The 17,237-nt window shown below is 30.4% G+C and carries 7 protein-coding genes; 6 read left to right on the top strand and 1 reads right to left on the bottom strand.

What is annotated here, in order from left to right:
• Nucleotide 1: 1 nt before the first annotated feature.
• A complete protein-coding gene (locus BT151_RS11280) occupies nucleotides 2–883 on the top strand; it encodes a carbohydrate kinase family protein (protein ID WP_072402203.1) in 882 nt (293 codons plus the stop codon).
• Here the strand turns inward: BT151_RS11280 and BT151_RS11275 are convergent.
• Nucleotides 870–1,904 (bottom strand): LacI family DNA-binding transcriptional regulator, encoded by a 1,035-nt coding sequence (locus BT151_RS11275; RefSeq protein ID WP_072402202.1) that lies wholly within the window; start codon nucleotides 1,902–1,904, stop codon nucleotides 870–872. The two genes, BT151_RS11280 and BT151_RS11275, sit on opposite strands and share 14 nt — an antisense overlap.
• Before the next feature lie 499 nt (nucleotides 1,905–2,403).
• Between BT151_RS11275 and BT151_RS11270 the strand changes: the two genes are divergently transcribed.
• The 5 genes from BT151_RS11270 to BT151_RS11250 all read left to right on the top strand — a co-directional run bounded on the left by BT151_RS11270 (nucleotide 2,404) and on the right by BT151_RS11250 (nucleotide 17,233).
• Nucleotides 2,404–5,505, top strand: coding sequence for a SusC/RagA family TonB-linked outer membrane protein (locus BT151_RS11270; protein WP_072402200.1), 3,102 nt, complete (start codon nucleotides 2,404–2,406; stop codon nucleotides 5,503–5,505).
• Between the two features lie 12 nt (nucleotides 5,506–5,517).
• On the top strand, nucleotides 5,518–7,089 hold the full coding sequence (locus BT151_RS11265) for a RagB/SusD family nutrient uptake outer membrane protein (RefSeq protein ID WP_072402198.1): 1,572 nt from the start codon (nucleotides 5,518–5,520) through the stop codon (nucleotides 7,087–7,089).
• A gap of 307 nt (nucleotides 7,090–7,396) precedes the next feature.
• Nucleotides 7,397–10,633 (top strand): VCBS repeat-containing protein, encoded by a 3,237-nt coding sequence (locus BT151_RS11260; RefSeq protein ID WP_245794803.1) that lies wholly within the window; start codon nucleotides 7,397–7,399, stop codon nucleotides 10,631–10,633.
• Nucleotides 10,630–13,992, top strand: a complete 3,363-nt coding sequence (locus tag BT151_RS11255; protein ID WP_072402193.1) for a VCBS repeat-containing protein — start codon at nucleotides 10,630–10,632, stop codon at nucleotides 13,990–13,992. The genes BT151_RS11260 and BT151_RS11255 overlap by 4 nt, the downstream gene beginning before the upstream one ends.
• A complete protein-coding gene (locus BT151_RS11250) occupies nucleotides 13,985–17,233 on the top strand; it encodes a VCBS repeat-containing protein (RefSeq protein WP_072402185.1) in 3,249 nt (1,082 codons plus the stop codon). Before BT151_RS11255 ends, BT151_RS11250 begins: the two co-directional genes overlap by 8 nt.
• Nucleotides 17,234–17,237 lie beyond the last annotated feature (4 nt).

Genomic DNA, 17,237 nt, shown 5'->3' with positions numbered 1-17,237 from the left:
TATGTCTAAAGTTGTTTGTTTTGGAGAAGTTTTGTGGGATGTTTTTCCAACCCATAAAAAAATTGGTGGTGCGCCTTTAAATGTAGCTTTAAGATTAAGTTCTTTTAGTAATGACGTTACTATGATTAGTAGTGTTGGGAATGATTCTGACGGTGAAAAGGTAATTAGCTTTGTAAAAGAAAATGGAATTTCAACTAAGGAAATTCAAGTGAATAATCAATATAAAACCAGTTATGTTAAGGTTATATTAGACAGTGGAGGATCTGCATCTTATGATATTGAATTTCCTTGTGCATGGGATTATATAGAATTAAAAGAGTCTTCTAAAGAAATAGTAAAAAAATCTGATGCCTTTATTTTTGGAAGTCTAGTCACTAGAAATGAAGTTTCAAAAAATACACTTTTTGAGCTTTTAAGTTTTGCGAAATTTAAAGTGTTTGATGTTAATTTACGAGCACCACATTATAACATGATGCTTTTAAATAAACTTATGAAAGTTGCTGATTTTATAAAGTTTAATGATGAGGAATTATTAGAGATTTGTGAATATTTTGATTTTAAATCGGATGTTTTAGAGGATAATATTAAATTCATTTCAAAAAAAACGAAAACAGAACTTATTTGTGTAACATTAGGAGGAGATGGTGCTATATTCTATAGAGATAATAATTTCTTTAAGAGTTCGGGATATAAGGTTAGTGTTAAAGATACTGTTGGCGCCGGCGATTCTTTTCTTGCAACATTAATTAATGAAATACTAAATAATAATAATTCTGAAAATTCTATAGAATATGCTTGCGCAGTTGGAGCTTTGGTGGCATCAAAAGATGGTGCAAATCCTAAAATTTCAACTAGCGATATTGAATCTATTATGATTCAGTAAGTTTTTTAGTAGAATTTCTATAAACCAGATTTGTAGGAATTTGAACGGTTTTAGTTGTAATTGTTTTTCCTTCTCTTATGTCATTTAAATTCTCTAAAAGAAGCTCAAAGGCTTTTACACCAATTTCATAAGCTGGTTGGTTTACAGTAGTTAAAGTAGGTGAGGTGGTTTTGCACATAAACCAATTACTAAACCCTATTACAGATACTTGTTTAGGTACTTTTATTTTCATGTCTTTTAAGCCATTAAGTACTCCAATTGCAACAGGGTCAATAAATGCAAAAATTCCATCAATTTTTGGATGTTCATTTATAATGTTGCTTGTTAAATGATAACCATCTTCATAAGAAAGATTTTCGCTTGTGTAAACTAAAGATTTATCAAAAGGAATATTATATTTCTCAAGAGCCATTTTGTAACCCATATATCTATCAATAGTCGTTTTAGGTTTTAAAGGTCCTGTAATGTGGGCAATGGTTTTACATCCCGTTTTTATTAGATATTCTGTAGCGTTAAAAGCAGCTTTTCTATCATCTATAATAACTTTGGAGCAATCAATGAGCTGAGAAATTTTGTCAAATAAAACAACAGGCATTCCATTATTAATAATATTTTGAATATGATCATATTTAATGGTTTTGTCAGAAAGAGATAGTAAGATACCATCAATGTTTTTGTCAACAAGTAGTTTTAGCTGTTTTATTTCATCTTCATAAGATTCGTTAGATTGAAGAACAATAACCAAATAACCATGTTTTTCTGCTTCATTAATAACACCGTTAATAATACTTGAGAAAAAATAATGTACTAAATCTGGAACTAAAAGGCCTATAATTTTCGATTCATTGCTTCTTAAACTTTGTGCAAAAGAGTTAGGTGTATAGTTTAAGCTTTTAGCTAATTTCTGAACTTTTAGTTTAGTTTCTTTATTAATATCAGGATAATCTTTTAAAGCTTTAGAGACAGTAGCAGTTGAAATTCCTAATGTTTTTGCAATCACTTTTAAAGTAATTTTTGGCATGTTTGGTTCTGGTATTAATGATAAATAAGTAAATTTAAGATATAAGCTAGGTGTTACAAAAGCATGTTTTTTTACCCATAATAGGTAAAAAAGGTTTTAACAAAATTGGTAAGAATAAAAAAAATATAGCCTTTAATTACCAGTTTTTTTAAGAAATATTTTAATTATGTTATAAAATTTGAAAAAATAATACCATAATGAGTAACATTAATATCATAATTTCAATGAATTACTTGTAAATCCTTCAGTTAATCGGACTTATTTTTGTGTTTTATATAAAAGTATAAGTAAGAAATTATAATATATATAATTGTGATACCTTAATATAACTGTCTTAAGACTTGTCGATAACGATTTCGGTAATAAAATCGCCTTTTTTTTGTCATATATTTTTTTATATCTTTATATAATATAAAATTGGTAATTAAATTAACAGCATTTTAACACTACCTATATTAATGCTATTTAATTAACATATTAATTATTAACTAAACTCAATATGAAAAACAAATTACTCAAAAAGTTTTTGCTTTCAATAGCTCTGCTATTTGGAAGCTTTATTTATGCCCAAACAGTATCCGGTACTGTTTCAGATGTTTCAGGACCTTTGCCAGGGGTTAATGTAATAGTTAAAGGAACTACTACAGGAACACAAACAGATTTTAATGGTAAGTATTCTTTAGAAGTTAATTCTGCAGATGCAATTCTGGAGTTCAGCTTTTTAGGATATGCAACACAGCAAGTTGCAGTTAATGGTAAAACAACCCTTAATGTATTACTTGAAGAAGATACAAGTGTGTTGGATGAAGTAGTTGTAATTGGTTACGGTACAACAACTGTAAAAGATGCAACAGGATCTGTAGCTTCTGTAAGTGCAGAAGATTTTCAAAAAGGTGTAATTGCTTCACCAGAACAACTTATTCAAGGAAAAACTGCTGGTGTGCAAATTTCTCAAACCAGTGGTGAACCTGGAGGAGGAATTAATGTGCGTATTAGAGGTACAAACTCTGTACGTTCAAACAACAACCCTTTATTTGTGGTTGATGGTGTGCCTTTAGGAGGCGATTCAGTTTCAGCTGGAGGTGCAGATGTTACTGGAGGAGAAGGAGGAACAAGTAGTTCTAGTAATCCTTTAAACTTTTTAAACCCAAACGACATTGAAAGTATATCTATACTTAAAGATGCGTCTTCAACAGCTATTTATGGTTCTAGAGGTGCTAATGGTGTCGTTATAATTACTACTAAAAGTGGAAAAGCAGGTGGCGCAGGAGTTTTCGAATTTAATTCATCATTAAGTGTTAGTTCTCCAGCAGATGAATATGATTTACTAAACAGAGAACAATTTTTATCTGCTTATGCAGGTTATGGAGGAGACCCATCTGTAATAGATGCTGGTTCCGATACAGATTGGCAAGATGTAGTTACAAGAACATCTATGTCACATGATCAAAATTTATCATACTCAAAAAATTATGGTAAAGGTAATATTAGAGGAACTTTTAGTCTTAGTAATCAACAAGGTGTTGTCGAGAATTCAGAATTACAGCGTATTACCGGTAGAGTAAATTGGTTGCATCGTTTTTTAGATGATAAATTAACAGTTAATTTACAATCTACTATAAGTCATGTAGATGAAGAAGCTCCTATGGTTACTGGTAGTGGTGGATTTAGAGGCGATTTATTAGGTATTGCGTATTCTGCTAATCCAACATGGCCAAATGACCCAAGCTTTGATCCTGGTACAAACCCTAGCCCTGCAAACTTATTGGCTAATTATGAAAGTTTAACTGATACAGATAGAGCTTTACTTAATGGGTCTTTAAACTATGACTTTACATCAGAGTTTTCAGCTAAAATAAATTTAGGTTATGATACATCTTCATCATCTAGAAGAACTGCTATTTCTGGAAATACTTATGGATATACAACTGGGATTTTAGGAAATGGTCGTGGATCTCTTAACGATTTAGATACTGAAAGTAAACTAATGGAGTTAACATTAAATTATAAAAAAGAATTTGATAACTCAAATTTAGATATACTTGTTGGTTATTCTTTTCAAGATTTTCAAAGAAATGGTAGAAATGTAGCTGGATGGGGTTATAGTACAACTAGTCTTAGCCAAATGAGTTATGATTTAGAAGATTCTGCTGAAGCAATTGAAAGAGTAATTAGTGGGGCTTATCAACAATATGGATATGGAACATCGCAATCTCAAGTATTTGTTAATAGATTATTTCCAAGTATTGCTACTGATAATTTATCAGCACCAAATATTGCTGTTCAGTCAATTTTTGCTGATACTTTTGATTTCACAGATGAATTGCAATCTTTCTTTGGTAGAATAAATTATTCTATTGCAAATAAATATTTATTCACTGCAACAGTTAGAGCAGATGGTTCATCTCGTTTTGGATCAGATAATCGATATGGTATATTCCCTTCTGGAGCTTTCGCCTGGAAAATGAATGAAGAAGATTTTATAGGAGATAATGTTTCTACATTAAAAATTCGTTTAGGAGCAGGTATTACTGGTAATCAAGAAGGTCTAGGTTATGGTAATTTCATAAATAGAACAAGATTTGCAGGAGCCGCAATAGGAAACGGTGGTGCTATTACAATACCTGGTACTAATTCAGTTGCATTTGCTAATTCTGCATTAAAATGGGAAGAAACATTATCTTTTAATGTAGGTCTAGATTTTGGATTCAATAATGATAGACTTTCAGGTAGTGTAGATTTTTATAGAAAAGAAACTAGTGATTTCTTGTTACAAGTTCAATCTGCGCAACCAGCTGCTCAACCTTTCGTTTTTTCTAATTTAGATGGAACCATACTAAATCAAGGTTTGGAGTTTATGATTGCTTATGATATTATTCAGACTGAAGATTTAAACTGGAATATGTCCTTTAATATGTCATTTAATGAAAACGAATTACAAAACTTTGGAGGGTTAATCCAAGCAGGAACCATTAGAGGACAAGGTTTAACAGGAGCTTATGCTCAATTACTAGCTGGTGGACATCCTTTGTTTTCTTATTACTTAAGAGACTTTGGTGGATTTGATGCAAATGGACAGCCAATTGGTGATGTACAAAATTTTGTTGGTAAAGATGCTGTGCCAGATATGATTGCAGGTTTGTCAACAAACTTATCGTATAAAAATTGGGATTTATCAGCTTACTTTAATGGTCAGTTTGATTATTATGTTTATAACAATACTAAGAATGCATTTTTTACTGCAGGTTCAATTGCAGGTGCTAGAAATGTAACTCAGGATGTTATAGGTAACGGGGAAGCAGGAAGTGCTGAAGCTGCAGTCTCAACAAGGTTTTTGGAAAAAGGAGATTTTATTAGATTACAAAATGCGACTCTTGGATATACTTTTCCATTAACTGGTGAAGGTGCCTTCAAATCTTTAAGATTATCTTTAACAGGTCAAAACTTGTTCTTAATAACAGATTACAGTGGGTTAGATCCTGAAGTAAGTGTTTCTCCAGCTGGAGCAGATTTATTAAACAATTTACCAACAGCTGGAATAGATTGGTCTGGTTATCCAAGACCTAGAACATTTACATTAGGTTTAAGAGCAACATTTTAAAAAAAAAGAATTATGAAAACAAAACAAATTAGAAAATATGTATTGTTGCCTTTATTAGCAATATTTGTTATATCATGTACAGATTTAGAAATTGAAGGTACAGATTCAATTATTAATGAAAATGCTGGTAGTGGTAGCTTTACAGGAGTAGAAGATGTTGATGCTTCTATAACAAATCTATATAATGGTTTAAATAGAGTAGGAGATCAAGCAAATATATATGCGATTTCTGAAGTATCTACGGATGAATTACTAATACCAACACGTGGTACGGATTGGGGTGATAATGGAATTTGGAGAGTATTGCATACACACGATTGGGATTCAAACCATACATATATTCTTGCTGCATGGAATAACTGGAACTCATCAATATATGCAGCATCTGAAATTTTGGATCCTGCAAGTGGTGCAGATGCTACTCAAACTGCTTTAGCAAGTTTTGCAAGAGCTTATGCTGTATATATTATTATGGATAACTTTGGTCAAGTGCCATTTAGAAACCCAGGTGATGGTCCAGAAATAAACCCAGAAGTTTTAAGTAGAACAGATGCGTTAGCGTTAGCATTATCAGATTTAGATACTGCTATTGCAGGTTTACCAACAGCTCTTGGAGGTAGCGGAGATCCTTTAAAAAGAGGTACTAAAGCTTCAGCGAGATTTCTAAAAGCAAAACTATTATTAAATTCTCATGTTTATAATGGTTCAGGCACAGCAAGTCCAGCAGATATGAATGAAGTAGTTGCTTTAGTAGATGCTATTGCAGCTGATGGTTTTGCCCTTCAATCAGGATATTTTGATATTTTCTTAGGAGATGCAGATACTGAAGAAATATTTTGGTTGCCAACAAACATAGGTAATAGAATTTGGAACGGAATGCATTATGTTCAAATTGCACCAGATCAAACTGGTGGTGGATGGAATGGTTTTACAACGTTATCAGAATTTTATAATTTGTTTGAAGGTGATTCTGACAACAATAATGTAGGTGCAGGTCAAGAAGAAAGAAGAGGTTGGGTTCCAGATGCTTCAAATGCAGATAATACAAACTTTGGAATTGGATATGGATTCTTAATTGGAAAACAATATGATACAAATGGTTCAGTGCTTAAAAATAGAGCTGGAGGTGATTTAACATTTTCACGTGATTTCCCTGGTTTAGTAGGGAATAGTGATGAAACAGGAATTAGAACAATTAAATATCATCCAGCTGGTGGATCATCTTTAGAACATGAAATCATGTTTAGGTATGCAGATGCACATTTAATGAAAGCAGAGGCAATCATGCGAGGAGCTACACCTACTACTGGTGGTAGTGCATTAACTTTAGTTAATGAATTACGTACTTTAAGAGATGCAACACCTTTAGGTTCATTAACTGAAACGGATTTACTTAATGAAAGAGGTAGAGAGCTTTATATTGAAATGTGGAGAAGAAATGATTTAATTCGTTTTGGGCAATTCACTAAAGATTGGGAATTTAAATCTCCTGATAATGTTGGTGATGAAACAAAAAATCTTTTCCCAATTCCTGCGGGAGCTTTGTTATCTAATCCTAATTTAGTACAAAATCCAGGATACTAAGATTTCATATAATATATTTAAGTTTTAAAGAAGGGGGTAATTCCCCTTCTTTTTTTTCTATAAAATTTATAATTTTATAGAGTTAAATAGCCAGTCATTTTTTGATATTAACTTTTCATTAATCTTTTTAAACTTTTATTAATTAAAATCATTAATATATAATTTTATATTGCATGTTTAGTATTTGTAATTTTTAAACAAACTGTGAAAGATATATAGGAAGATGATGGGTTTTAAAAAAAAATACATATATAATCTATTTAATATATTTTTTCTATTGTTATTATATTCTTGTAATAAAGACAAAGTGCTTTTTAGACAATTAGATGATAAACTAACAGGAATAGATTTTACAAATAAATTATTAGATACTCCCGAACTTAACATTTTAACATATTTATATTATTATAATGGTGCCGGAGTTTCAGTAGGAGATTTTAATAACGATGGCCTTACAGATATTTATTTTACTTCAAACCAAGAAGAAGATAAACTCTATATCAATTTGGGTGATTTTCATTTTAAAGATATTACTTCACTAACAGGAATAGTTAATAATAAAGGTTGGACAACGGGTGTAACTACAGTTGATATTAACAACGACGGGCTTTTAGATATATATATATGTAAAACAACACCAATATTTAATGATGAAGCAGATTCAAATTTACTATTTGTAAATCAAGGTATTAAAAATGGTATGCCGTTATTCAAAGAGGAATCCTCTGTCTATGGATTAAATTTTAAGGGGTATTCTACTCAAGCTGTTTTTTTTGATTACGATTTAGATTCAGATCTCGATATGTTTCTTTTAAATCATTCTGTACATCCAAATAGAACTTATGGCAATGGAAGAAAAAGGACTAAAATTGATTCATTATCAGGAGATAAATTATTTGAAAACGTTGATGGGTTTTATAAAGATGTTTCAGGAAATGCTGGAATTTTTCAAGGTGAAATAGGTTATGGTTTAGGTGTTTCAGTTAGTGATATTAATAATGATGGTTATCCAGATATTTATGTAGGTAATGATTTTTTTGAAAACGATTACCTATATATTAATCAGAAAGACAAAACATTCAAAGAAGTTATTTCGAATGATAAATCTAAATTAGGACACACCACTCATTTTTCTATGGGTAACTCCATTAGTGATTTGAATAATGATGGTAATATGGATATAGTATCATTAGATATGTTACCAGAAAACCTTAATACATATAAGACCTCTGGTTTAGAATATCCTTATCAAACTTATGAGTCTTATTTAAAAAATGGGTATTCACCTCAGTTTATGCAAAACACATTTCATGTAAATTCAGGAAATGGAAGTTTTAAGGAAGTAGGTTTTTTAAGCGGAATTGCAGCAACCGAATGGTCATGGAGCCCACTTGTTGCAGATTATGATAATGATGGAGAAAAGGATATTTATATTACAAACGGTATTTTAGGAGCTACTAACAATATGGATTTTATCAATTTTATTTCTAATGAAGCCATTCAAAAGAAATTAAATGATAATATGACTAAAAAGGATATGGATTTAGTTAATATGATTCCTAAAAAGAAATTACAGAATTATTTTTTTAAAAATAATGGTAATAACACTTTTGATAATCTTACAAATATTTGGTCTGAAAACAATGTTTCTTACAGTAATGGCGCAACTTATGCCGATTTAGATAACGATGGTGATTTAGATATTCTTGTAAATAATGTAAATGAAGTCGCCTTTGTTTTAAAAAATACATTAAAAAAAGATAGCATTAAAAATGGCTTTCTTAAAGTGAAATTTAAAGGTTCAAAAAAAAACATTTTAGGTATAGGAACTAAAGTTTACGCTTACATAAACGGAAAATTAATAGCTCATGAAAATTATACAACTCGTGGTTATTTATCTTCGGTAGAACCACGTATTCATATTGGTTTAGGTCAGAATAAAAGTATAGATTCTTTGCAAGTAATTTGGACAAATGGGAGTTTTCAAACCATTAAAGATGTTGAAGTTAATCAAGAAATTACAGTTTCAATTAAAAACGCTAAAGGGAATTTTTATTCCAACCCCAAAAACAAACAAGATTCGTTTTTAGTAAATGTAAAAGAATTATTTGATTTTAAGCATGAAGATAACAGTTCTATAGAATTTAATAGAGACCCATTAATACCTTATGCAAGTACAAATTTAGGCTCAAGTACATCAGTATCTGATGTTAACAATGACGGTTTAGAAGATGTTTTTATTTGCGGAGGAAAGCAACAAGCTAGTAAATTGTTTCTTCAAAATAAGGAAGGTGAATTTAGACCTGTTCAAGATGAATTATTTAAAGAAAGTGCAATAAATGAAGATATTCATTCCGCTTTTTTTGACGCGAATGGAGATGGTTTTAAAGACTTAATAGTTGTTAGTGGGGGTAATGAATTTAAAAGGGGTGAGCCTTTAAAACCAAGATTGTATTTAAATAAAAAAGGATTATTTGTTCATGATAGTATTCAGTTTGAAAGTGTTGAAGTTAATGCATCAAAAGTAGTTACTATAGATATTGAAAATGATGGTGATTTAGATGTTGTAATTACTTCAAACCTCATTCCGTGGGAATTTGGAAAAACCCCACAACAGTATATTTTTGAAAATGATGGAAAAGGAAATTTTAATGATGTAAGCTCAACTTTTGGTAAAGAATTTCAAAATATAGGCAATATTCAAGATGTTTTTTGGATTGATTTAAATGGAGATGAATTAAACGATGCTATTGCCGTTGGCTATTGGATGCCTATATCTGTATTTATAAATGATGGTAAAAAATTAAACTTGCAAACAAATAATAGTTTAGGAGAAACTAACGGTTGGTGGAATTCTCTTAAAGTAGAAGACTTTGATAAAGATGGAGATTTAGATATTGTAGCAGGAAATTGGGGTTTAAATACAAGGTTAAAAGCTTCGCTTAACCAACCTGTCACATTATATAGTAATGATTTTGATGATAACGGAACTATAGATCCTATAGTAACTTGTTTTTATCAAGATCAAGAAACGCCGTTTTCTTCTAAAGATGAGCTTGCAAAGCAAATTCCACTTATTAATAAAAAATACTTGTCTTATCAAAATTTCGCAAAAGCAAAGTTTACTGATTTATTGCCTAACAAAAAAATTAATGAAGCATATAAAAAAGAGGCTTACGAATTGGCTACATGTTACTTTGAAAACCAAGGAGACAACACATTTAAAAAGCATCAATTACCTATAATGACTCAGGTATCTATAGTAAACGATATTTTTGTTGACGATTTTAATAATGATAATTTTCTAGACATACTTTTAGTTGGAAATAACTACGATGTTAGTACACATTTAGGTAAATTAGACGCCTCACATGGCACACTTTTATTAAATGATAGAAAAGGGTTTTTTAATGAAATTATAAATCAGCAATTTGATATTTCTGGACCCGCAAGAGACATCCAGAAAATTCGAATAGGTGATAATAGTTACTACATAGTTTCAAGAAATAACGATACACCAATTTTTTTAAAGAAAAATAAATGAATATGAGATTAGTAAAATTGAATTTTACCCTTCTTATAGCTTTGGCTATATTTATTAATTCATGTAAATCTGATAAGAAGAAAATTCAAGATTTAAAAAATGATAAACAAACACTTTTTACACTAACGAGTCCAAAGGAAACGGGAATTGATTTTGTAAATAAAGTAGTTAATAATAAAGATTTTAACATATTTAAATACAGAAACTTCTACAACGGAGGTGGTGTGGCAATTGGTGATGTAAATAATGATGGTCTTCCAGATATTTACTTAACAGCAAATATGGAAGGCAATAAACTATTCTTAAATAAAGGAGATTTTAAATTTGAGGATATTTCTGAATCAGCTGGAGTTGTTGGTAACAAACCTTGGTCTACAGGTGTTGTAATGGTTGATATTAATCAAGATGGATTTTTAGACATATATGTTAGTAATGCAGGTAACGTTGGTGATAATAATCAAGATAATGACCTTTATATTAATAATGGTGATTTAACTTTTACACAAAAAGCTGAAGAATATAATCTTGCAAAAACAGGTTTTTCAATACATGCATCATTTTTTGATTATGATAAAGATGGAGATCTTGATGCTTACATTTTGAACAATAGTAATATTCCAGTAAGTAGTTTAGGTTATGCCGAGCAGCGAGATAAAAGAGCTCAAGATTGGGAAAACGTACCAGAGATTTTTAGAGGAGTTGGAGATATGCTTTTAAGAAATGACAATGGGAAATTTGTTGATGTAAGTGAAGAGGCTGGAATTTATGGAAGTCTTATTGGTTTTGGCCTAGGAGTTATGGTAAGTGATGTAAATGGAGATCTTTATCCAGATATTTATGTTACTAATGATTTTTATGAACGCGATTATTTATACATAAACAATCAAGACGGAACCTTTAACGAAGAAATTAAAAATTGGACATCTCACCTCAGTTTATCAGCTATGGGAGTTGATATGGCAGATATTAATAATGATGGTAATATCGATATTTTTGTTACAGATATGCTTCCAGAAGGCGACCAACGTGTAAAATCAATGACTGAATTTGAAGGATATAATATATTTAAACTTAAACAAAGCAAAGATTTTCATCAACAATACATTCAAAATACACTTCAATTAAATAATGGAAATAACACTTTTTCTGAAATAGCTTATTTTAGCGGCGTTGCAAAAACTGATTGGAGTTGGGGAACTTTATTGTTTGATATGGATAATGATGGTTTCAGAGATATTTTTATTACAAATGGCATAAATCATGATTTAACAGATTTAGATTTTATGGATTTTTTTGCAAACGACATCATTCAAAATATGGCATTAACAGGTAAAAAAGAGGCCATTGATTCTATTATTAATAAAATGCCTGTAAAGCCACAGCCAAACTACGTTTATAGAAACAATAGAAATATCAAATTTAGTAATGCTAACAAAGAATGGGGTTTTGAAACACCTACTCTTTCAAATGGTGTTGCTTATGGTGATTTAGATAACGATGGCGATTTAGATTTAGTAATAAACAATGTTAATATGGACGCATATGTTTATAAAAATAATTCAGAAACACTTTCAAATAACCACTACATTCAAATTAAATTAAAAGGGAGTGAAGCAAATCCTTTTGCTATTGGAAGCACTATAAAACTTTATTATGATAATAACATAGTTATACAAGAGCAAATGCCATCAAGAGGATTTCAATCTTCGGTAGATTATACCATGACAATTGGTTTAGGTGATGCAGAAAATATTGATTCACTTCGTGTTGTTTGGCCAAATGATAAAACCCAAAAAATAGAGAATGTAAAAGCAAATCAGGTTTTGACTTTAAATTTAACTGATGCTAATGGGATTCAAAAGCCATTCAAAAAAAATAAAATAAAAACGCTTGTAACAGAATTATCTAACGATAAATTTACAGCACATAAAGAAAACACTTATTCAGATTTTGATCATGAAGGACTCATTCCTAAAATGCTTTCTCAAGAAGGTCCAGCATTAGCCGTTGGTGATGTAAATAATGATGGAAATGAAGATTTTTTTATTGGTGGTGCCAAAAACCAACAAGGTGTTTTATATATTAATATGGGTAAGGGCAATGTTAAACCATCTCAACAAAAAGTATTTATAGATGATGCCAATTTAGAAGACACAGCAGCCACTTTTTTTGATGCAGATAATGATGGCGATTTAGATTTAATGGTAGGTTCTGGTGGTAATGAAGTTGGAGAAGAGAATAATTATAAACCCAGACTTTACTTGAATAATGGAAAAGGCGATTTTAGTTTGTCAGCCAATTATTTACCAAAAACAAACAAAAATATCTCTGTAATAACGACTAACGATTTTGATAATGATGGTGATATTGATGTATTTATAGGTTCAAGAAGTGTTGTTGGAACTTATGGCATTAGTCCAAATCATTTATTTCTTGAAAATAATGGTGATGGTACTTTTACAGATGCAACAGAACGATTAGCATATGATTTAAAAGATGCAGGAATGGTAACCAATGCAATTTGGGCAGATGTAAATGGAGACAATAAAAAAGATCTTATTACAGTATCAGAATGGGGCACTCCAAAAATATTTAGAAATACAGGAAGAAGATTAGCCAAAATGGATTCTTCACTAGATGATATGAATGGTATGTGGAACGTTTTAGAAGCTGCAGATTTTGATAATGATGGCGATTTAGATTTAGTTTTTGGTAATCAAGGGGATAATACAACCTACCAAACATCAAAAGAACACCCTATGAAAATATGGATAAACGACTTTGATAATAATGGCACAATTGAACAAATTGTAACCAGAGATTTTGATGGAAAAGATTATCCTGTTCACATGAAAAAAGAGCTTACAGCTCAAATGGTGAAACTTAAAAAGGAAAATCTAAAAGCATCAGAGTATGCTAAAAGAACAATAAATGAGTTGTTTTCTAAAGAAATAATAGAAAGCGCTATTAAGAAAAAAAGTAGTATTACAGAGACTGTTATTGCAGTTAATAATGGTAATGGAGATTTTACTATAAAAATACTCCCAAGTAGAGTCCAATTGTCATGTGTTTGCGGAATTACTTGTGTAGATATAAATAATGATGGAAATATTGATATTGTAATGGGCGGAAATAATTTTGAATTTAAACCACAATATTCTCGTTTAGATGGCAATTTGGGTAATGTTTTAATTAATAAAGGCAACTTTGATTTTGAATGGCAAGATTACAATACTAGCGGTTTTGTGGTAAGAGATGAAATAAAACACTTAAAACAGTTTAAAGATAAGGATGGCAAAACCTATATAATTGCAGCAATTAATGACAGTAAACCAAAGATATTTTCAATAAATGAATAAATTAAAAGTTGTCATATTATTTCTAGGGGTTTTAATTGTTGGTTGTAACCAAAAAGATGATTTATTATTTAAAAACCCTTCAGCAGATCAAACAGGTGTAAAATTCACAAATTCAATTTCTGAAACCAACGATTTAAATATACTCGACTATCTGTATTTTTATAATGGAGGAGGTGTAGCAATTGGAGATATTAATAATGATGATTTGCCAGATATTTTCTTGTCTGGTAACCAAGTTAAAAGCAAATTATTTTTAAATAAAGGCGATTTAAAATTTGAAGATATTTCAGAAAAAGCTAAAATTCAAGGTAATAGTTCTTGGAATACAGGGGCAGTTATGGGAGATGTAAATGGCGACGGACTTTTAGATATTTACGTTTGTGCGGTGGTTGGTTTAAATGGGTTTAATGGTTTTAACGAATTATACATCAATAACGGCGATGAAACATTTACTGAAAGCGCAGCAAAATATCAACTCGATCATGAATCCTATAGTTCTTCTGCAGCTTTTTTAGATTTCGATTTAGATGGCGATTTGGATATGTATCTTTTAAATCACGCTATTCATACGCAAGAATCTTTTGGTCGTGCAGATTTAAGAAACAAGCGTAGCTACCAAACGGGAGATAAGTTGTTGAGAAATGATAATGGTACGTTCACAGATGTAAGTGAAGAAGCAGGTATTTATGGTGGAGTAAATGGTTATGGTTTGGGTATTGCCATTTCAGATTTTAATCAAGATGGCTATCCAGATATTTTTGTTGGAAACGATTTTCATGAAGACGATTATTATTATATAAACAATACGGATGGTACTTTTTCTGAGAGTTTAAAAAAATATTTTGGTCATACTTCTCGGTTTTCAATGGGTAATGATGTTGCAGATATTAACCATGACGGTTGGCCAGATATTATATCTTTAGATATGCTTGCTGATGATGAAACTGTTTTAAAATCCTCAGAAGGCGATGATAATATTCAAATTCAAAAATTAAGAACAGAAAAGTATGGATATCATTATCAGTTTACTAGAAATATGCTTTTTGTAAATCAGCAAAATTCAAACTATTTAGAAACTGCTTTAATGAGTGGTGTAGCAGCAACAGATTGGAGTTGGAGCTCGTTATTTGGGGATTATAATCAAGATGGTGAACAAGATTTGTTTATTTCTAACGGCATACCAAAACGACCTAATAATTTAGATTTTATCAAGTTTGCATCAAATGACCAAATTCAAAAAAAAATAGACAACACAAAATTAGTTGACCAGCAAGCCTTAGAGATGATGCCGTCAGGAAGAACTCACAATGTTATTTTTAAAGGAACAAAAAATTTAATGTTTGAAGACAAATCTGATGAGTGGATTGAAAAAGATAATTATGTTTCTGGTGCAACTGCTATGGCAGATTTAGATAATGATGGCGATTTAGATTTAGTAGTAAATAATTTAAACGATGCGACATCATTGTATATTAATCAAACAAATTCAAAGGCAAACTACCTTAAACTTAAATTTAATTATACTAATCCCAATAAGTTTGGAATAGGAACAAAAGTGTTTGCTTATAGCGGAGGTGATTTACAATATAAAGAGCTTTATGTTGTACGAGGTTTTCAATCATCATCAGAGCCTATGATTCATTTTGGGTTTAACAAGCAACAAAAAGTAGACTCAATTAAAATAGTATGGCCTAATAAAACGTATCAAATTGTAAAAGATATTAAGGTAAACCAAACATTAACAATTTCTCCAGAAAAAACAAAACCTTTCAATTATAATACATTGCTTAAAAAGTCGAAACCCCTTTTTAAATTAAATGATAGTACAGGGATTAATTTTGTTCATAAGGAAGATGATTTTATAGATTTTAATCGCCAAAAATTGATTCCTTATCAGGTTTCCGATAGAGGTCCAGCAATAGCAATAGGAGACTTAAATGGTGATGGTAAGGACGATATCTACTTTGGAAGTTCTAGATTTAAACCTTCTAAAACGTATTTTCAAACCGATTCAATTTATACAGAAAAAAGAATAATTAGTGTAGTGAACGATTCAATAAACGAAGATGTTACAGCTGTAATTTCAGACTTTAATAAAGATGGTAAAAACGATTTGTTAGTTGGTACAGGTGGTGCACATTTTTCTAATAAAATGAAACCTCTTTTAGATACTTATTATGTTCAAACCAATGAAGGGTTTGATGGAAAGTTGTTGCCGGAATTTTACGAAAATGCGTCAGTAATTAGAACTAATGATTTTGATAACGATGGTGATTTAGATGTATTTATAGGCAGCAATACCATTTCTAACGATTTTGGAAAGATTCCTGAGTCTTATTTGTTAGAAAATAACAATGGCAGTTTTTCTATAGTTCAAAGCGATGTATTTCAAAAAGCAGGTATGATTACAGATGCTATTTGGGAAGATTTTAATAACGATGGTTTTACCGATCTTATTTTAGTTGGCGAATGGATGACTCCTAAGTTCTTAAAAAACAACAATAGTGATTTTTCTGAAGAGAAATTAATAGATTCTAAATTAAGCGGACTTTGGCAACAAATTCAACCGTTTGATATTGATCAAGATGGCGATATGGATTACCTTTTAGGAAACTGGGGAACTAACTCAAAATTTAAAGCATCAGAAGATTATCCTATGAAAATGTATTATGCAGATTTTGATGATAATGGAAGTACTGAAAGTATCGTTTGTATTTATAAAAAAGGTAAATACTATCCACTTTTAGGTTTAGACGAACTAGCTGGTCAAATAGTAAGTTTAAAGAAGAAATTCACAACTTATAAAGATTTTGCAGGGAAATCTATTGAAGAAATATTTGATAAAAAGGTTTTAAATAAAGCTGTGGTTCTAGAAGTGAATGAGCTTAAATCTGGATATTTAAAAAATGAAAAAGGACATTTCTCATTTGTACCTTTTAAAAGCGAATTACAAGTTTCACCATTAACAGCATTTATAAAATATGATTTTGATTTTGATGGAAAGGATGATGTTTTAGTTGGTGGAAACTATTTTGGAGTAACACCTTTTCAAGGCCGGTTTGATTCGTTTCCAGGTGCTTTAATTAAAAATGAAAATAGCTTAGTACTGGGAAATACAATTGGTTTAGATTTTAGCGAAAAATCGATAAGACACTTAAATATAATAACCTTAAAAGGGAAACCTTATTTGTTAGCAACAATTAATAATGATAAAGCTCAAGTTTACGAGTTAATAAATTAAAATT

The organism is Flaviramulus basaltis (assembly GCF_900114265.1).
Taxonomy (GTDB): Bacteria; Bacteroidota; Bacteroidia; order Flavobacteriales; family Flavobacteriaceae; genus Flaviramulus; species Flaviramulus basaltis.
This window is presented reverse-complemented; position numbering and strand designations above follow the sequence as displayed.

What these genes read in the sequence shown, in the direction of transcription:
- BT151_RS11255 (WP_072402193.1), top strand. Translation starts at nt 10,630, where the DNA reads ATGAATATGAGATTAGTAAAATTGAATTTTACCCTTCTTATAGCTTTG.
- BT151_RS11250 (WP_072402185.1), top strand. Translation starts at nt 13,985, where the DNA reads ATGAATAAATTAAAAGTTGTCATATTATTTCTAGGGGTTTTAATTGTT.
- BT151_RS11280 (WP_072402203.1), top strand. Translation starts at nt 2, where the DNA reads ATGTCTAAAGTTGTTTGTTTTGGAGAAGTTTTGTGGGATGTTTTTCCA.
- BT151_RS11270 (WP_072402200.1), top strand. Translation starts at nt 2,404, where the DNA reads ATGAAAAACAAATTACTCAAAAAGTTTTTGCTTTCAATAGCTCTGCTA.
- BT151_RS11265 (WP_072402198.1), top strand. Translation starts at nt 5,518, where the DNA reads ATGAAAACAAAACAAATTAGAAAATATGTATTGTTGCCTTTATTAGCA.
- BT151_RS11275 (WP_072402202.1), bottom strand. Translation starts at nt 1,904, where the DNA reads ATGCCAAAAATTACTTTAAAAGTGATTGCAAAAACATTAGGAATTTCA.